The sequence below is a fragment of the Shouchella hunanensis genome, assembly GCF_028735875.1.
Classification (GTDB): domain Bacteria; phylum Bacillota; class Bacilli; order Bacillales; family Bacillaceae_D; genus Shouchella; species Shouchella hunanensis.
This window is the reverse complement of record NZ_CP117834.1, coordinates 2,941,500-2,960,763: the sequence shown is the minus strand read 5'-3', so window position 1 is coordinate 2,960,763 and position 19,264 is coordinate 2,941,500. Positions and strand designations below refer to the sequence as shown.

The window sequence follows — 19,264 nt, the reverse complement described above, 5'->3', positions numbered from 1 at the left end:
ACCACTTCCTTAAGCCTGTTGAAGTACATAATGTTGATCTTGGTTTTGAATGTCGTAAATTCTGCGGTAAATTCCATGTTCTTGGAGTAGCTCCTCATGTGTACCGCGTTCTTCTATTTCTCCTTCATTAAGCACAAAAATTTGGTCACAATGCTTGACGGAAGAAATTCGGTGCGCAATGATAAACGTTGTTCGTCCCTTCATAATTTCCCGCATTGCTTTTTGAATCTTTCCTTCTGTCTGCATATCGACTGCACTTGTTGAATCGTCCATAATTAAAATGCTTGGATTCATAATCATTGCCCGGGCAATTGCAATTCGTTGCTTTTGTCCTCCTGACAACCCTAGTCCTCTTTCTCCTAAGATTGTGTCGTACCCTTCAGGTAGCTGTTCTATAAATTCATGGGCATCAGCTCGTTTTGCTGCCGCAATAATATCTTCCATAGAGGCATCAGGATTCCCATAAGCAAGATTATCGCGAATGGACGATGAAAAAAGAAAGGTTTGTTGTAAGACAATTCCTACGTTTTGACGTAATTCCTTCACGTCGTACTCTTCAATCGGTTTTCCGTCAATTAGTAAATCTCCGGACGTTTTTTCATAAAAGCGCATCAATAGTTGAATAATACTTGATTTTCCTGAACCAGTTGAACCAACCAAACCAATGGTTGAACCTTGAGGCACATTAAAAGTTAAATCGGTAAGCGCATTTTTAGCCTTATTATGATAGCGCAAACTAACGTTTTCAAAACGAACCTCTCCTTTTAATTTTGCATAAGGCTTCGTTTTTTCCGGTCCATTATAACGCTCTTTTTCATCTAAAATTTCTAGCAATCGTTCTCCAGAAGCTTTTGACTGAGAAAATTGGTTAATCACAAATCCTAGGTTCATTATTGGTCCAATAATAAACCAAACGAGACTAAAGAATGCGGTTAACTCTCCAGCTGTTAGCTGTTGTTGAACTGCCAAATATCCTCCGAAACCTAAAAGGAGAACAGCAGAAACGTTGCCGATAAACTCCATTAGCGGGAAATATGTACTCCATACATTTGATATGGCAATGTTTTTTGTGCGATAGTCTTCATTTGTATAACCAAAACGATTTTTCTCCGTTGTCTCTTGTGATAGCGCTTTAACTGTATGCATACCACTAACATTCTCTTGTACTTTCGTGTTTAACCGCGCAAGGGAACGACGGACTTTACGAAAGCCAGGATGAACACGCTGATCAAATTTGTAAACAGCAACTGCTAGAAATGGGAGTGTAACCATTGTTACTAAGGTAAGGGGAACGGAATAATAAAACATGACAACCATAGCAAATCCAACAAGTAAGACGAAGTTAACTAATTGGGCAAAACCAAAAGAAAGGAAAAAGCGAAATGCTTCTACATCTGCTGTCAGCCGCGACATTAAGTCACCTGTTTTAGCATTGTCATAGTAGCGGAAAGGGAGATATTGCAACTTTTTGTATAAATCTTTTCGTAGCCTATAAACCGATCGAACACCGAAAAGATCCCCAAAATATTGGTTTACGTATGTGGCTACACCTTTTATAGCCATAATTCCTATTAACCCAATGGCCAGATAAGGAATAATTCCATACTCTCCACCTGTAATCCCTACATCAATGGCAATTTGTAAAAATACTGGATAAATAACGGTGATGGCTGTAACAAACACCAATGCAATTAGAGACCAAATAAAATACCGCTTATCGGGTAAGTAATACTTCGCTAAACGTCTAAACGTTTCCATAACAAATCACCTCTTTACACCTTAATCCTTAGACTAACGAAATACATTTTTAGTCACAAAATTTATCTTACTCTGAAAACAATAAGGCGTCAATCAATTTGACGCTTTTTTTTGAAAATTTTTTAACTGGATTTTCACTTAAAGATGACGCTCTCGTTTTCAGGGAATGCGGTAATAAACTACACTCTGCTTCTTCCCTGTTGTTAAGCTTTTCGTTCCTAAAAAAGGATTACTAAACGGTTACATATGTTTTTTTGAACGCCTCCCGACAAGTTCCCCCTATTGAATGAAAGAAACTAAAAGAAAAAAGCGCTTTTGACAGACGCATTCATTACAGAATCGTCGCCGAATACGCTTTTGTACTGACCCTTACATATACTTTCGATGAACTTTGTTTCCATCGTAAATAAAGGTAACCATCTTCCCATTTACACTCGTCTCTAAATGAACCGTTCTTCCCCATAACTGATACACATAGGGAACCACTTTTTCTAAATAACTAACATCCAATTCAGTTCCTTCAAACGCATGCTTAATGTATAGCTCACCATTTTTCAAGTAATCACCATCTGTGACTACAAGATAAGGGAAACCGCCGTTTACCCTTGATTGCGTTAGCTGATCACGAACACCCTCCCATGCTTTTTCAGTGATTTTATAGTCGCTACCTTGCTTCTGAAATAAGTATAGATCTTCTTCTTCAACAAATTCCCTCGTCAAATAATTTCTTAAAAATGAAGTGTCTGATTCAATTTCTCTTACTTCGAAGATTTTCTCTCTTCCACTACCTTTTTTAATGCCTTGAAGTCGAACCATTTCTTCGGTTGGATGATCATACCGACGTTCAATATCTTCAAATAGTTTAATGCCCAGATAGTATGGATTAATCGATGTCTGTGACGGCTGTACGACTCCTGCATTTAATTTAGCAAATTCAATGACTTCGTCACTTGTAAGATCCATTTCTCTTAATATTTTCGCGTGCCAATATGAAGCCCAGCCTTCGTTCATAATTTTCGTTTCAAGCTGTGGCCAAAAATAAAGCATTTCCTCTCTCATCATCGTTAAAATATCTCGCTGCCATGACTCCAAATGACGACTGTTTTCTTCAATGAATAATAGCATATCTTTTTCTGGATGCTGCGGGAATGTTTTTTTTACTGGCTTTACTACCTTTTCCTCTTTTTCATCAAGAGCCCACAAATCATCATAATCAGTAGCTTTCTTTAAATTGGCTGGTTCGCTGTCTTTCTTTTGTGGTTTTACAAGTGTTGGATCCACATGTTCTTGAATTGCAAGCACCGCATCAAGAAAATCTTCAACGGCTCCTTTCCCATACGCATGCTCGTATCTCGCAATTCGTTCCGCTGTGGCACTCATACTTTCAACCATGTCTTTTCTAGTATTTGAGAATCGGATATTGTTCTTAAAGAAATCGCAGTGTGCCAATACGTGGGCGACAATCAACTTATTTTGAATTAATGTGTTGCTATCGAGTAGAAAAGCATAGCAAGGGTCTGAGTTAATCACTAGTTCATAAATCTTGCTTAAGCCAAGATCATATTGTAGCTTCATTCGGTGATACTGTTTACCATAGGACCAATGATTATAGCGAGTCGGCATTCCATAAGCACCGAATGTATAAATAATATCTGCTGGACAGATTTCATATCTCATTTCATAAAAATCTAACCCAAAACCCGTTGCAATTTCTGTTATTTCAGCAATTGATCGCTCTAATTCACTCCAATTAGTTGACACAATCGTCCCTCCTCTTTTCACTCATTCTATGAAGTACGAACTTAGAAAATGAAACAAAAAAGCACTTTGCGGTCGCAAAGTGCTTGATAGGTCTTCTATTTATTAAGCAGTATACTGGTGGATATACGCCATAACAGCATCTTTTAACTGTTGAAGTTTTTGCTCGCTGTCTTCTAATGATTCACCTTTCACACCAAAATAAAACTTCACTTTCGGCTCTGTACCTGATGGTCGTACGCAGAACCACGCATCTTGTTCAAGGAAGTATTTCAAGACATTTGACGACGGAAGATCAATTGGTGTTGTTTTTTGACTTTCTGGTGAAATACTGAGTCCTGTCTCATAATCCTCTATTTTGTTAATAGACAAGCCTGCCATGCTCTCTGGAGGATTCTCACGTAAGCTCGTCATAATCGCTGCTATTTTTTCTACGCCTTCTTTGCCTTTGAGGGTTAACGATTCAAGTCCTTCTCTGTAGAAACCGTACTTCTCAAACACTTGTTGAAGTGCTTCATATACGGTTAACCCTTTTTGTTTGTAATGAAGGGCTAGCTCAGCCGCAAAAAGACAAGCCTGTACAGCATCTTTATCACGTACAAAATCTCCAATTAAATAGCCGTAACTTTCTTCATACCCAAAGAGAAACTGATAGTCACCTGTACGTTCATATTCTCCAATTTTTTCGCCAATAAACTTAAATCCTGTTAATGTATCTAAAGACGTTAATTGATACCGTTCGGCAATAGCTCGTCCAATCTCAGATGTAACAATCGTTTTTAAAACAATTCCATTATCCGGGAGCGTCCCTCCGGCATCTTTTATCGAAATTAAGTAATCAAGCATTAATGCGCCGGTTTGATTACCGGTAAGCACCACATAATCATCTGCATCATTTTTCACAGCGAGACCGACTCGATCGGCATCTGGATCTGTAGCGAGTAAAATATCCGCGCCTTCTGCATCCCCATAACGAATCGCTTCTTTAAACGCCGCATGCTCTTCTGGGTTAGGAGACGATACGGTTGAAAAATTAGGATCCGGCAGCTCTTGCTCTTTTACTACGCTTACTTGGCTAAACCCAACATCTTCTAGAACTCGTCTAACGGGAATATTTGCTGTTCCATGTAGTGGTGTAAAGACTATTTTCAACTGATCTCCTGCCTCTTTAATCAAATCCTTTTGAAGCAAGATGCTTTTTAATTCTTCATTATAAGCGTCATCAATGTCTGCAGAGATGATTTCATACAGTTGAGTAGCTTTTAATTGATTTTCATCGCCTACCGCAATACCTAGTTCGTCTTCTATTTCATTTACACAATCCACTAACTCATCTGCTAGAGCTGGAGGGAATTGTCCACCATCTGAGCCATACACTTTAAAACCATTGTACTCTGGCGGGTTATGTGACGCTGTAATGACAATACCTGCCTCAGCTTGTAAATGCCGAACCGCAAAGGATAACTCAGGTGTTGGTCGTAAGTCATGAAAGACATAAGCTTTGATTCCTTGTGCTCCTAATGTTAATGCGGCTTCATGAGCAAACTTAGCAGATTTATGTCGCGAATCAAATGCAATGACGACTCCTCTTGCTTTCGCACCCTCTCCACGTTTAGCGATAAAGGAAGCCAGGCCTCTTGCGGCTTTTCTTACAGTGTAAGTGTTCATTCGATTAGGACCTGGACCAATTAGCCCTCTCATCCCTCCTGTGCCAAATGCTAATGTTGTATAAAAAGCGTCTTCTAACGCCTTCTCATCTTGTAGTAATTCCGTTAATTCTTCTCGCACATCTGGCTCTAACGCTGAATAATCGTTCCACTTCTTAGCTAACTTTTGATAATTCATTTGTTCTCCTCCAAAAAATCTAGCATTTTACGTTACGTTAAGTTTCATAGGCTTGAGTGATTTCACTCTCTAGCTTTTCTCGGAATCGTAACTCTTGCTCTTCTGTCCAATTTAAGCGATCGCGCATATAACGAAAAATCGGTTCCTTGACAGTCATTGTTAATGCTTTGTCCATATACAAATAACCCGTGCGCTGCACAAGAAAATCAACAGGACTAAGAATCGATTCTTCTTCAATACAATACAGGAGTTCAGCAAAAATTGCCGGACTTAAGCCGAACATTTTTGCTTGCTTCCCAAACGTCCGCAGCCTTACGTAAAGCTGTCCTATATTTGAACCATATCGGTCAATGAGCTGATTGGCTTCGTACTCTGTTAAGCCATACTGTAAGCCCTCTTCTGTCCGTTTCTTTTTATAGAAAAGAAAGTCATCTAAGCCACCTACATATCCACCTGAAATGGTCACTGTATCGGTTTGACAATTTCTTTTATGATGCAGTTGTTTGCATATACGATCCACTACTTGTTCTGCAACGGAGCGGTAAAACGTATGCTGGCCACACACAACAGATAAAAGACCTGATGGAGATTCAATCCACTCCTGTCGCTTATATTCGTGATGCTTTTTCTTCTTATCAATTGGATATGGACGCTTCACGACCCAGCTTGCTTCAATGTCATCATCCTCTAAAGGGTGCTCACTAAAGGTGCGATTTAACAAATCGAGCAACTCTTTATTACTTGTGCGCTCGTTTTGTTTTTGAACAGAATGCCCAACAATAATAGACTGACGATACGGCACCAAGCTAACAAGCTGATGTTGTTCGGTTTCGATGTACATGGCATGATGAACGGGCATACGGTCTCTTGGCACCGTAAAAAAATAATCCTCGACAGAGTCAATGACGATGTTTGTAAGAGAACGATCTTGAACGCGAAGGGAATCAACCATTGTACCACTTGCATTAACAACGTGCTTTGCTGTTACTTTATGTACTTCGTTTTTGTTCTGATCGACTACAAGAGCACCGCTTATTTTATCATTTTCATAGAGAAAACTCTCTACTTTCATATAATTAAGCGCATCTAGACCTCTTTTTACTGATTCTTTTAATAAATCGATAGCTAATCTTGACTCATCTATAAGGAATTCTTTATACAAAGAAGCGTGCTTTGCATGCTTTAGTGATAATGCAGGTTCCAGCTTTGCTAGTTCTTTCTTCGTAATGTGCTTTCGCTTCTCTTTAAATGCCATTTCGGTGAGCCGATCGAGTAGCTTTGAGCGAAATGATTTTGTGAAGAGACCAGTTTTATAAGTTGGTAAGATCAATTCGGTTTGTTTAATCAGGTGTGGAGCGTTCTCTTTTAAAATTAAACGCTGTTTAAATAAATCATTATACATTTTCATTTCTAAATGGTGCATATGCTGGATTTCAGCATGAAACAGATTAGACCAATTTTTTGAAGCACCTGAAGCAAAATCTTGCTGATCAACTAAAAGCGTCTTTAAGCCGCGTATGCATGCGTCTAATGCAATCCCCGCTCCTGTGACACCGCCACCAACAACGAGTAAATCATACGTTGCTTCTCCCATTTTATCAATGGTTTCATCTCTATCTTCGTTAGAAAAAGTACGAATCATTTGCTCTCCCCATTCATAGCCTATTCCTTCTCAACACTATACCATTCATTTACAATTAAATCAGATTAAAAAAGGAATTTCCTGTCCAATGGCAATCTTATCTTTAGACAGGTTTGTGCTTACAGCTACAATCTGAACGTTCGCTTGATTCGCTTCCATAATCGATTGGGCAAATGCTGGATCTATGATAGCCTCAACAGCCACAGACCGAATATCATTTCTTTGTGCAACAAATAAAATGGCCGCTTCATAACGTCCTTGTTCTGTAAGCTTTGTTAACTCTTGTACATGACGAGCACCTCTTGCGGTTGGTGCATCAGGAAAAAAGCCTTCTCCTGTCCTCGATAGTGTAACGCTTTTCACTTCTAACAACCGTTTTTTACCTTGATCGTTTTTTAAAAGAAAGTCAAAACGAGAAGAACCTACCTTACATTCTCTTTTTTCAATTGACCATTTACGTAAGGAAGGGATTCGTTTCTCTCTTATTGCCGTTTCTGCTAGCTTATTCGCGATCGTTGTCTGCAGAGATACAAGATTGCCTTCTTTTGTTTCGCATAGGATGGCTGTCCAGCTTGTCTTGCGACTGCTTTTATCAACGTATTCTACCCAAATCGTTGCCTGTTCAACAAGAAGTTCTTTTAGTCTGCCTGGGTCTGGAAGATGGGCTTCAATCTGTTCTCCTGTGTCTTCTCTCTTTACAAGCAGGATAAACCGATTTGGTCGTTCTATAAATGTCGTTTTTACTAGTGTTGGAAAAACAACCAACATACTCTCTCCTTTTTTCCCTACAATTAGTTTACATCTACTATCATAGCAAGTTTTTCTTCAGATGAGAATGTATTTGCTCTTACTTCCCCTCGCCATTGACCTGAAAGAAAAAATAAAATCTCTCCTTCATATAACCCATTTTCTTTATGATGGAATTGTACATCCACTTCATGCTCATTCAACACATAATGGCCTACAACATTCGCAGTTGTGATAGGCTCACCAAAATGATCTTCTACAAATACTTGAAGATCGGCAGTTTCGTTCTTTTGAACAGTTTGTGGGACATCTTTAATGACTAACGTCTGAACACCATCGTACGATCGAATCGAATAAATAAAAATTACTGCAGCAACAATTAAGATTAGTAAGCTAATTTGTTTCAGAATCACAGGTGTAAAAGGTGAATTCACAATTCTCAACTCCTTTTAACACCTAGTCTTGCCACTGTACAAAAACATAAACGAAGACGCCCACAAAAAAGTTGGGGCGTCTTCTCACTTTTATTGTTTGTATACGACGTGATAAATATCATCTCGTCGATCACGCAGTTGATTCACACTTCCAGATCGACGGTTCCGCCTAAGAATCTCTAAATCGACATCTCCAACAACAACGGTTTCTACGTTCGGGCTACACTCACCAACGATTCCGTCACGTGGAAATTCAAAATCAGACGGAGTGAAGATTCCAGACTGAGCATATTGAATATCCATGTTTGCCACATCAGAAAGATTTCCAACTGTACCAGAGATGACTGTGTAGACTTGGTTTTCTATCGCTCTAGCTTGAGAGCAGTAGCGAACGCGCAAGTACCCTTGTCGATCATCTGTACAAAAAGGAGAGAAAATAATATTGGCTCCTTTATCAGTTGCGATTCTACCGAGTTCAGGGAATTCAACGTCATAACAAATCTGAATCGCAATTTTCCCACAATCTGTATCAAATACTTTCACTTCATCTCCACCAGAAATGCCCCAGAATAACCGTTCGTTCGGTGTTACGTGAAGTTTATATTGTTTTTCAATCGTTCCATCGCGGCGGAAAAGATAGCTAATATTAAAGATCTTACCCTCTTCTTCCACATAATGAGAGCCACCAATAATATTCACATTGTATTTAACTGCCAGATTAGTAAATAGCTCAATATAATCTTCTGTAAATTCCGTTAAGCGCCGAATCGCTCGACTTGGGCTTTTCTCCGGCAAGAACGACAGCAATTGCAATGTGAAAATTTCCGGGAATACAGCGAAGTCTGACTTGTAGCTTGCTGCGACATCTGTGTAATACTCACATTGCACGGCGAACTCTTCGAATGAAGAAATCTTCTTCATTTCATATTGAATGGTTGTGATACGAACAGGAAACGATGTTTTGAATCTTCTTTTAGGTGTGGACGGCTGATAGTCAATGTTGTTCCATTCCATAAGCGTCGCATAGCGCATACTTGCCCGATCATCATCAAGATAATTGGCATTTACTCGCTTCAGTGAAAACCCATTAATGACCTGAAACGTTAACACTGGGTCATAGATATTATGCATCATCACTTCATCCACATATTGCCTTGGCGTAAATCGGTCTGCGTACTTGTAGTAATTCGGAATTCGACCACCAATGATAATACTTTTAAGATTCAATTCTCGGCATAATTCTTTTCTTGCTTCGTATAAACGTCGCCCAATTTTCATCCGCCGGTAATCCGGATGAACCATTACCTCTATTCCATACAAATTAAATCCATCAGAATCATGGTTCGTAATATAGCCTTCATCGGTAATTTCGTCCCAAGTATGCTGGTCATCATACTCATCAAAATTAATAATTAAGCTAGAACACGAGCCAATAATTTCTCCATCATATTCAACACAGAATTGACCTTCAGGAAACACAGAGATATGACTCTTTAATTCTTCGTATCGCCATGGCTCCATATTTTGAAAACATTGTCTTGATAGCTTAATAATCGCATCAAAATCTTTTTCTTCTATATTGCGAATGATCATCTTTTTTTCAAACTTTGACACATCAATTTCTTTCATGTTGTTCTTCGTCCCTTCACACTCTTCACTACCATCAGTATCGCTTCTCTTTAACACTTTTACTCACTTACAGTGAAAGAACCTTTTTCCTCATGGTTGAAATACAGGGCAAAGTGATCGCCATGCTTCATTTCCCCTACCCCTTTTGGTGTGCCTGTAAAGAGTAAGTCACCTTTTCTTAGCCCAAATTCCTTTTTCACTTCTTCAAAAAGAGAGCTTAAACTAAAAATCATTTGGCTTGTATAGCCCTCTTGCACCATCTCTCCGTTTTTTTTGAGTTGGAAAGGAATTATTTGGCACGCTTCTTCACCTGTAAAAGCAAAAAACGGTGTTAAGATAGCTGCATTAGGAAAGCCTTTTGCTCGCAGCCAAGGGTGCCCTTTTTGCTTTAACGTATCTTGTACATCACGCAATGTTAAATCCAATCCTAACGCAACTTCGCTTACCACATCAACTAATTTATCTTCTTCTGAAACATCGCGGTCAATTTTTAATACGAGCTCAATTTCGTAATGAATGCTCCCTTTATCATGCGGGAACACTAGTTGCTGGCCGTCTGCTAGTGCTAATGAGCTTCTAGGCTTTGTAAATAAAAGTGGTTGCTTTGGGACATCGTTACCTAATTCCTTCGCATGCTCTGCATAGTTACGACCTACACAATAAATATCCCCAATATCTTTAAAACGGTTTCCTGTCATTCCATCCTCTCCCTTTTCACTTTGTAAAAACCCTTTTTCTTTCAGAAAATTATCCATATGTGCTCGCTTTCGAACACTTGTGTATTGAGCCATAAGTTCAGTCCATGTGGTTGATCGGCTTCCATTTGTACGCTCAAGGTAATAGCGCTCCATTTCAGCATCATATGTATCAATGAGTTCCTGTTGACTTGTGTTATACACTTCTTCGTGTACAACCGCTTGCTCTGGTAAACGAGGCTTCTGGGTTATGTCTTGACCAGGTGCACCAATTGCAAGCCCCATGACCGGAAAAACGTAATCTGGTAAGCCAAGCAGCTCACTTACTTCTTTTGGTTGGTTACGAATTCCGCCAATCATAACTCCGCTTAAATTGATAGATTCTGCCGCTAACAACATGTTTTGCGCCACAAGGGCAACATCTACAGCAGCAACAAGTAGTTGTTCAGCGCCACCAACATCAAACGAAACTCCATGCTTTTCGCTGGCATATCGCTGTCTAGTGTAATCTGCACAAAGAACAAAGAAAACAGGGCATTCTTCAACCCAACGTTGACCACCTGTGAGCTCGGCCAAGGTTTGTTTTGTTTGCTTTGATTGAATGGAGAGAATCGAATAGGCTTGCACATGATTTGACGTAGACGCCCATCGAGCCGCATTTGTTATCGTTTGTATTTGTTCTTTCGTAACGTTTTCCGTCTGATAAGCACGAATGGAACGGTGTGCACTCATTCCTTTTATTATTTCATTCATACCTGTCCACTCCTTTTTTCTTTAGTCTCTCTTTTAGTCTACTTTAAATTAGTAAAAATACAAATAGAATGAATTCACTTTTCAATCTTTTGAGAACGTGGGATAATTAGTGGGTTATGTTATTTATTTATATTGGAGGATTGATCGTTTAGCATGCATACACCTTTACAGCAACATGACCGAATTATGTCTCTTGATGTAATTAGAGGAATTGCATTACTTGGCATTTTACTCGCTAATAGCATTGTGTTTCAATTTGGGATGCTCGGTAGTATGACTCCCGTTAGTGGAATGTACGCTAATGGTGAATTAGACGAAGGAGCTCATTTTTTTATTCGCTTGTTCGTTGATGGAAGTTTTATTACCCTGTTTTCATTTCTATTTGGTTATGGAATGACGTTGCAGCGTGACCGCTTTAAAGAAAAAAATCAATCCTATAGTCCTGTTTTTTGGCGTCGAACCGTACTTCTGTTAGTATTTGGCTTATTACATATTCTTTTCATATGGCGGGGAGATATCCTTCTTACTTATTCGCTTACGGCCATGCTTCTATTCGCTTTTATGCCGTTAAAAAAACGTGGCATACTCATTAGTGCACTCATTTGGTTTGGAGTTTTAGGACTCACGGCTCTTATTCCTGATGTAGGTGAAACACCTGCTCCTTATTTTTACTCTGCTGAACAAGCTGTTCTTTCAGATGGTTCGTATCGTGATCATATCCAATTTCGGGCAAGCCACGATCTTATAGGCATTAGCACAGGAGATAGCACAGTGGCTTTCGTCTTCGGGGAATTGTTTTATCAACTCTCCGCTGTATTAACCGTTATGCCAATGTTTTTATTCGGTGCATTTGTGGCTCGAAATAAGTGGCTTGAAGCCTTTCATTTATACCGCAAAAAAGCATTGTTGCTGTTACCTGTATTACTTCTAATAGGGATCGCAGCTAAGCTTCCAAACGCACTTGCTGAAGGAATGAACACTCAATATCAAACGTTATCGATATATATTGGCGCACCTTTTCTAGCGTTATTTTACGGAACGTGCATAGCAATCCTTGTATCATATGGGTCTAAATGGTTTTTCCCTTTTGCCAACGTTGGAAAGATGGCGTTCTCAAACTATATTCTTCAGTCTATTCTTTTTACATTTTTATTCTATGGATATGGACTTGGACTTTATGGTCAATTAGGAGTTTTTTATGGTGCACTCCTTTCTATCGGGGTTTATGGGCTGCAAGTGTTACTAAGTTCGATTTGGCTACACTTTTTCCGAATTGGTCCCTTAGAGTGGATGTGGCGAAGTGGAACTTATTTGAAGTGGCAGTCAATAACAAAAAAAGATACGGTAGCGAAGAAGTAATTCGCCCGTATCTTTTTTATGCTGATTCGTCAAAATATTGACCAGCTGCGTCTCGATCAACTATAACGGTTACACGTGGATGCTCTTTCAGAATCGAAGCAGGAAACGCTTGATCTATTCCACCCTCAATAAGGGTGGAAAAGGCATGTTGCTTGTCTTTACCGGAAATTAATAATAGTATTTCCTTTGCTGCCATAATGCTTGCAATCCCCATTGTAATGGCTTGCTTTGGCACATCCTCTTTAGCGTTAAAATAACGCGCATTTGCTTCCCTTGTCGCATCAGCCAACTCAACCATATGAGTGGTTTCTGAGAAATCAGTCCCTGGCTCATTGAAGCCAATATGACCGTTATTGCCAATACCAAGCAGCTGAATATCAATCCCGCCTTCTGCTTTTATACGCTGTTCATAATCCTGACATTCCAACTCTATGGATGCAGCTTCTCCATTTGGAATAAAGGTGTGCGTTGACTGAATGTTAATATGGTTAAAAAGCATGCCTTTCATATAGTGATGATAGCTATTTGGATCTTCTTTTGAAAGCCCAACATATTCATCTAAATTAAACGTTCGGACTTGTTCAAATGAAACCTTTTCCTGCTCCGACATGTTAATTAGTTTTTCATAAGTTCCTTTTGGCGTTCCACCTGTTGCTAGCCCCATTGTCAATGATGGCTTTGCTTTTATATGTTCCAGTAAAATTGACGCACCAGCCTCACTTAATGCATCATAATCTTTCACGTACACAATCTTCATAAAGAACCTTCCTTTCTTATAAGCAGTGGCTACCTTTGCAAAATGTAGAGACAATCTTACCGTCTTCCCAGATAACGAAATCAGCGTCCTTCCCGACTTCAATCGTCCCTTTCCGATCTAGCACATTAATTTTTCTCGCTGGATTATAGGTTGCCATTTGGATTGCTTCTTCAAACGTGCACCCTGAAAAAATCATCATATTCGTTATCGCTTCATTCATTGGTAGAATCGACCCAGCCAAACTTCCATCTTCCAGTGTCGCTTGCCCATCTTTCACTTGGACGTCCTGCCCGCCTAAGTCATAGGTTCCATCAGCTAACCCCTTGGCCCGCATTGAATCGGTAATAAGAAGACAACGATTGGTGCCTTTTACTTTCCAAGCAAGTTGAATCATATGTGGATGAATATGAATGCCATCTGCAATGAGCTCTACATCGAGTTCATCTCTTAGTAACGCTGTACCGACTACACCTGGTTCTCGGTGATGCAATGGACGCATGCCGTTAAATAAATGTGTTGCTTGATTTAAACCGTTGTTGATTGCTAATTCAATCTCGTCATATTGTGCATCTGAATGTCCAATTGATGGATTGATTGCGTGCTCACGAAGATAGGTTGTTAACTCTAAACCACCTGGTTTTTCTGGTGCGTACGTAACTTGTTTGATTTTCCCTAGCGCGATATTCGTCCATTTCTCCATTAGTTCAATCGCTGGATCGACAATATATTGGGCTGGCTGAGCCCCTTTTCTTACTTCATTTATGAAAGGTCCCTCTATATGCAGTCCTACAATTTCAGCCCCTCCTTGATTTGGGTGAACGGCCACTTGGTGAATGACCTCTTCAATAGACTGAATCGATTGCGTAATTGTCGTTGCTAGAAATGACGTTGTCCCTTCCCTCGTTAAAGAATCTTTCAATTGCTGTAATCCTTCATCTGAATGGTCCATAACATCAACGCCATAACCGCCATGAATGTGCAAGTCAACAAAGCCAGGAACAAGCCATTGATTATCCGATAACGATACTACCTTCGTATCTTTTCTTATAAGGTGTGGGGCATCACCCGTTCCAACTTCAATGATTTTCCCAGCTTCGACTGCTACAAAGAACCCTTCACATCTAGTCTCATTTGGAATACCTGAAACCATTTGCTTGCCTTTTAAAAGTAGTTCTGCCACTTTTTTCACATCCTTTATAAATTCATTATATTATCTAGACGTTTAGTTGTCTATACCAATTGTCTTGATTCAATTTATGCTATACTTTCATTATGAAAATTATGCTTTTGCGGAGGAACGATAATGATTGATAAACAATCTCCTATTCCGATTTATTACCAAATAGAAGAACTTATACACAAACAAATTGAAGATGGACTATTAAAGCCAGGTGATGCCCTGCCTTCTGAGCGTGAATTTGCTGATCGTTATCAAATCAGTCGGATGACCGTTCGTCAAGGTATAAATAACCTCGTTCAAAAAAAACAGCTCGTACGAGAAAAAGGCAGAGGAACATTCGTTGCGCATCATAATATTGAACAATCATTAACAAAAACAACAAGCTTTAGTGAAGACATGGTTAATCGCAACATGGTTCCTGAATCAAAGCTTCTTTCATTTAAACGAATAAAAGCGGATGCCGACATAGCTAATCTTTTGCAAGTTGCTAGTGGAACTGAAATTTATTCAGTGTTTCGCGTTCGGTTAGCGAACCAAATTCCGATAGCAACAGAGCAAGCCTTTATTCCAACTGATATAGCGCCTCATTTAACAGAGACTATTTTGCATTCATCCCTTTATGCTTATTTTGAGCATGAACTTGGCTATGAGATTGATCACTCTGAACAAACGATCCGTTCTGTATTAGCAAATAAAGAAGATGCTCATCTACTTGACATCTCTGAGGGAGACCCGCTCCTCGCTATTCGTAGACAAGCCATTACGTCAACGAACCGTGTATTAGAATTGGTGTATACACGTTATAGAGGTGACCGCTATCACTTCGTTACCCGTATGTCTCGTTAAACAAAAAAACCTCCCGTTACGTATGCTTGATACGCTACGGGAGGTCATTCGTTTCAATTAAGAGCTAATGTAGTCTCCTCCATTAATATGGATTGCTTGACCAGTCATATATGACGAATCTTCTGAGGCGAGGAGTACATAAGCCCCCACCAGTTCACTTGGTTGACCAGGTCTCCCCATTAATGTATTTTGACCAAATTGAGCTACTTTTTCTTCATCAAACGATGCAGGTATAAGAGGTGTCCAAATTGGTCCAGGCGCTATACTGTTCACACGTATGTTTTTACTTGCTAGTGATTGCGCCATCGAACGTGTAAATGCTGTAATCGCCCCTTTTGTACTCGTATAATCAATAAGTGAGATATTGCCGCGATAAGCATTAATTGACGATGTATTAATGATCGCACTACCTTCTTGTAAATAGTCTAAAGCCGCTTTTGTAAAATAAACATACGAGTAAAAATTCGTTGCAAAAGTTCGCTTCAGTTGCTCATCACTCAATTCACGTAAATCATTGACTGGATGCTGTTCAGCAGCATTGTTCACCAAGATATCAAGTCCACCCAACTCTGCTACACAGCGTTCAACAGAGGAGACACAAAAAGATTCATCCGTAATGTCGCCTGAGATCGTAATACAGCTAACACCATGGCTCTCCACTTTTTCTTTTGTAAACTCAGCATCTTCATGTTCATCTAAGTATACAATCGCAATGTGCGCCCCTTCTTTTGCATAACCAATTGCTACAGCTCTACCGATTCCAGAATCGCCCCCAGTAATAAGCGCGACTTTTCCTTTCAATTTATCCGTTCCTTTATAATTCTCGCTTTCATAAGTAGGCAAAGGATTCATTTGTGATTCTATACCTGGTTGCTTCTGTTGCTTTTGTTTTGGAATACCGTTTGAAAGATCGTCAAAATGGTTCATGTATAACCCTCCTTATGTTCTCTCTACCTTTTTTTCCTTAATCCATAAACGATAAACATAGAATTAAGAAACCGAAGTTTTTTTCTTCTAATGATGAAAAGCTCTTGGACAGTATTTGGAAAAGCAGGTATACTAAAAGGCAGATTCGAGGTGACAATAGTAGTGAAGAAAATTCAAGTTTCACGCAAATTGCTGTCGAAATACAAAACGATTAGACAGGCTCTACTAGATGCAAATGATGGAGACACGATTGAGATTGAACCTGGTCTTTATCACGAGTCTCTACAATTATCTAAATCGGTGACCATTATTGGACTCTCTGATCAACCTGAAGACGTACGTATTGCAGGTAGGTTTAAAGTAATCAAAAATGCTTCGGTTCACATTAAAAACCTTTCATTCTCTCAATCTGATAAAGGATTGTTAATTGAACAAGGTCACGCTCATGTCATTCATTGTCAATTTCATGAACTTAAGAAATATGCCATTCAAATAAAAGAACACGGTCACTTATCATTAACGGATGCTACAATTCGTCATAATGGAATTGGAATACACAATAGAGGACGAGCACGTATTGAATATTGTGCACTTTACGAGCAACACGGAAGTCAAGTATACACTGGATCAAACGGCCGTCTTATTATGAAGCATTCTCACCTGTATAACGGCGAAACAACAGCGTTCTACTTTGATCAAGAAAGCCGTTCTTACGTTGAGCATTGCCAATTATATGGACACCACTCTTCCCAACGGCAAATTAAAGCTCAGGGAAATAGTGAGGCTGTGTTAGAAAGCTGCCAAATTTACGAAAGTCAGTCTGGAGCTGTCTATTTGCAAGATCAAGCAACACTAACGTTCCGATCGTCAAAATTCAGTGACAATGCCCCTGTGCAAATTGAAGCACATGGCGGAGAACTCTTTTTAAAGAATTCAACGATTGAAAGTGGACAAGTTGGAATAAAGCTTGAGAACGGTAGTAAAGCCGAGATCGAACAATGCACGATAAAAGACCATACTCATGATCAGCTTATGATTCAAGATGCATCAGCCTATCTCTTTCATTGCAAAGTGCATAACGGTGAACGCTCTGCTCTTAGTCAAACGGCTAATAGTTATGTTTACATTGAAGCAACGGATCTATTTAACCATGCTATGCCGCAAATTGCTCTTAGCGAAAAGGCTCGCTTAAGCATGAAGCATAGCTCGGTATTCGAAGGTGCCCACTACGGGTTATGGTTAACAGAACGGTCTAGTGCCACAATCGCTCACTGTCGTTTCTTCGATAACGAATTAAACCAGATCGTTGTCGCAGATTTTAGTGAGGCGACTCTTGATGATATCGATGTATTTAACGGACGACAAAGCGGTCTCTATATTATTGATGGAAGCCTCGTTCACTTAACGAATAGTAGTTTCTATCACCATCATGATGCCTATCCACAACTGTATGTGTCCAATGGCTCACAGTTAAATATGAACGAATCGAAAGTGATTGATAGCTATGAGAGCGGCATTCGATTTGAGAAACAATCTTATGGTCTTATTGAGCACTGTCAAATTAACGGACATTACGAAGCTCAGATTGATATACGGAATAGCTCCCCAACCATACGAGAAACGTTTATTCAAGATGGTGGGACATGTGCCATTCGCCTCCTTCATGCAGGTGGATTCATTGAGAACTGTTTCTTTACTGGGCATGAGCACAATATTGCCATCGGTGGTAGCTGTGAGACTGACATTATCGGTCAGGAGGCAGATGCACTGCGCCAGTATGAAGAAGCATTAAGTCAGACAATTGATATGGATGCTGGATTAAAGGGAGAAGAGCTCCACAACGCTCTTAAGAAAGCACAGGAAACGGCCGACAGAGAAGCAAGAACAGCTGAAATTGTAGGTTTAGTAGAACAATTAGAAGAAAGACTTGGAAAGAAGTAGTTGGCATTCGCTTGCACTGCTTCTTTTCATTTGTAGAAAGGAGACTCATACGATGGTTAAAGATTATCTTTATCTTATTATTGGCACATTTCTGTTCAGCTTATCAATTACGTTGTATGCTATGCCAAATAATCTTGCTGAAGGCGGAATTGTTGGTTTATCGTTACTTTTGTATTTTGCTTATAATATCTCCCCTGCACTTGTGACGTTTGTTTTGAACGCCGTTCTTTTACTAATTGGCTTTAAATTATTGCCGCGTCATATGGTGTACAAATCCATTATCAATGTACCGCTATTATCGTTTTTTATTTTTTTAACAGAGCGTCTTGGTCAACCGATTGAGGATCCGTTACTTGCTGCCATTTTTGCTGGGGTTATTACTGGTATCGGATTTGGGTTTATTTTTCGAGCAGGCTCCTCAACAGGTGGGACATCCATTATTGCCCGCATGTTAAATCACCGTTTTGGGTGGGAATTAACCGGGACTAACTTTGTCCTAGATGCTGTAATTGTTGTTTGTGGTGTGTTTGTTATTGGACCCATTTATACGATGTATACGATTGTTGCTCTTTATGTTGGTAAGAAAGTCACCGACTATGTTCTTGAAGGGTTTGATGCAAAAAAAGCAGTCAACATTATTTCACCTGAAGCACAACTAATTTCTGAAAAAGTGACGAAACAAATGTCATCTAGCGCAACGATTTTCAACGGGTACGGTGGGTATTCGAAAAAAGAGCGGGAAGTCATTTACGTTGTCGTTCGCTCCTACCGCTTGTTCTATTTAAAGAAACTTGTTCATGAGATCGATCCAAACGCTTTTATTGTCGTTCATAATGTTAAGGATGTTTCTGGAGGAACCTTTTTTGCCACTCAGCATGATCACCCTCTCGACTCCACAACAATGCCAGATTTTGAGGAAGAGCGTCCTGAGTTTGGTAAATAGGATAGAACTACCATAACAACAGTCGACTGGGCTTCACACGAATCTTATTG

At 39.6% G+C, this 19,264-nt stretch carries 15 protein-coding genes; 4 read left to right on the top strand and 11 right to left on the bottom strand.

Features of this window, described 5'->3' with window-relative positions:
* Positions 1–9: 9 nt before the first annotated feature.
* The 8 genes from PQ477_RS15060 to nfsA all read right to left on the bottom strand — a co-directional run bounded on the left by PQ477_RS15060 (position 10) and on the right by nfsA (position 11,261).
* The gene (locus PQ477_RS15060; protein ID WP_035395251.1) at positions 10–1,758 is read right to left on the bottom strand and encodes an ABC transporter ATP-binding protein; all 1,749 of its coding nucleotides are present in this window, start codon (positions 1,756–1,758) and stop codon (positions 10–12) included.
* 369 nt (positions 1,759–2,127) lie between these two features.
* The gene (locus PQ477_RS15055) at positions 2,128–3,519 is read right to left on the bottom strand and encodes a SpoVR family protein (RefSeq protein ID WP_432813878.1); all 1,392 of its coding nucleotides are present in this window, start codon (positions 3,517–3,519) and stop codon (positions 2,128–2,130) included.
* Between the two features lie 102 nt (positions 3,520–3,621).
* Complete coding sequence (locus PQ477_RS15050; protein ID WP_144558677.1) at positions 3,622–5,361, bottom strand: phospho-sugar mutase; 1,740 nt, start codon at positions 5,359–5,361, stop codon at positions 3,622–3,624.
* 37 nt (positions 5,362–5,398) lie between these two features.
* A complete protein-coding gene (locus PQ477_RS15045) occupies positions 5,399–7,003 on the bottom strand; it encodes an FAD-dependent oxidoreductase (RefSeq protein ID WP_144558676.1) in 1,605 nt (534 codons plus the stop codon).
* Positions 7,004–7,063: 60 nt separating this feature from the next.
* Positions 7,064–7,771 (bottom strand): DNA/RNA nuclease SfsA, encoded by a 708-nt coding sequence (gene sfsA / locus PQ477_RS15040; protein ID WP_035395254.1) that lies wholly within the window; start codon positions 7,769–7,771, stop codon positions 7,064–7,066.
* Positions 7,772–7,794: 23 nt separating this feature from the next.
* Positions 7,795–8,184, bottom strand: a complete 390-nt coding sequence (locus tag PQ477_RS15035; protein ID WP_035395255.1) for a hypothetical protein — start codon at positions 8,182–8,184, stop codon at positions 7,795–7,797.
* 90 nt (positions 8,185–8,274) lie between these two features.
* Complete coding sequence (locus tag PQ477_RS15030; RefSeq protein WP_274272376.1) at positions 8,275–9,813, bottom strand: GNAT family N-acetyltransferase; 1,539 nt, start codon at positions 9,811–9,813, stop codon at positions 8,275–8,277.
* 59 nt (positions 9,814–9,872) lie between these two features.
* Positions 9,873–11,261, bottom strand: a complete 1,389-nt coding sequence (gene nfsA, locus PQ477_RS20870) for an oxygen-insensitive NADPH nitroreductase (RefSeq protein ID WP_318251500.1) — start codon at positions 11,259–11,261, stop codon at positions 9,873–9,875.
* Between the two features lie 153 nt (positions 11,262–11,414).
* Between nfsA and PQ477_RS15015 the strand changes: the two genes are divergently transcribed.
* The gene (locus PQ477_RS15015) at positions 11,415–12,620 is read left to right on the top strand and encodes a DUF418 domain-containing protein (protein WP_274272375.1); all 1,206 of its coding nucleotides are present in this window, start codon (positions 11,415–11,417) and stop codon (positions 12,618–12,620) included.
* Positions 12,621–12,636: 16 nt separating this feature from the next.
* Here PQ477_RS15015 and nagB read toward each other — a convergent pair whose 3' ends face one another.
* Together nagB and nagA are read right to left on the bottom strand one after the other, a co-directional pair.
* Positions 12,637–13,377 (bottom strand): glucosamine-6-phosphate deaminase, encoded by a 741-nt coding sequence (gene nagB / locus PQ477_RS15010; protein WP_035395258.1) that lies wholly within the window; start codon positions 13,375–13,377, stop codon positions 12,637–12,639.
* A 16-nt stretch (positions 13,378–13,393) separates the two neighbouring features.
* Positions 13,394–14,557 carry an N-acetylglucosamine-6-phosphate deacetylase gene (gene nagA / locus PQ477_RS15005; protein ID WP_060705434.1) on the bottom strand — a complete coding sequence of 388 codons (1,164 nt, stop codon included), beginning with the start codon at positions 14,555–14,557 and terminating at the stop codon, positions 13,394–13,396.
* Positions 14,558–14,680: 123 nt separating this feature from the next.
* On the opposite strand from nagA, the gene PQ477_RS15000 reads away from it, so the two are divergent.
* Positions 14,681–15,403, top strand: a complete 723-nt coding sequence (locus PQ477_RS15000; protein ID WP_035395260.1) for a GntR family transcriptional regulator — start codon at positions 14,681–14,683, stop codon at positions 15,401–15,403.
* 57 nt (positions 15,404–15,460) lie between these two features.
* Here PQ477_RS15000 and PQ477_RS14995 read toward each other — a convergent pair whose 3' ends face one another.
* Positions 15,461–16,330, bottom strand: coding sequence for an SDR family oxidoreductase (locus tag PQ477_RS14995; RefSeq protein WP_035395262.1), 870 nt, complete (start codon positions 16,328–16,330; stop codon positions 15,461–15,463).
* 162 nt (positions 16,331–16,492) lie between these two features.
* On the opposite strand from PQ477_RS14995, the gene PQ477_RS14990 reads away from it, so the two are divergent.
* Together PQ477_RS14990 and PQ477_RS14985 are read left to right on the top strand one after the other, a co-directional pair.
* Complete coding sequence (locus PQ477_RS14990) at positions 16,493–18,271, top strand: right-handed parallel beta-helix repeat-containing protein (protein WP_274272371.1); 1,779 nt, start codon at positions 16,493–16,495, stop codon at positions 18,269–18,271.
* A 52-nt stretch (positions 18,272–18,323) separates the two neighbouring features.
* Positions 18,324–19,214 carry a YitT family protein gene (locus PQ477_RS14985; protein ID WP_081762168.1) on the top strand — a complete coding sequence of 297 codons (891 nt, stop codon included), beginning with the start codon at positions 18,324–18,326 and terminating at the stop codon, positions 19,212–19,214.
* Positions 19,215–19,264: the final 50 nt, after the last annotated feature.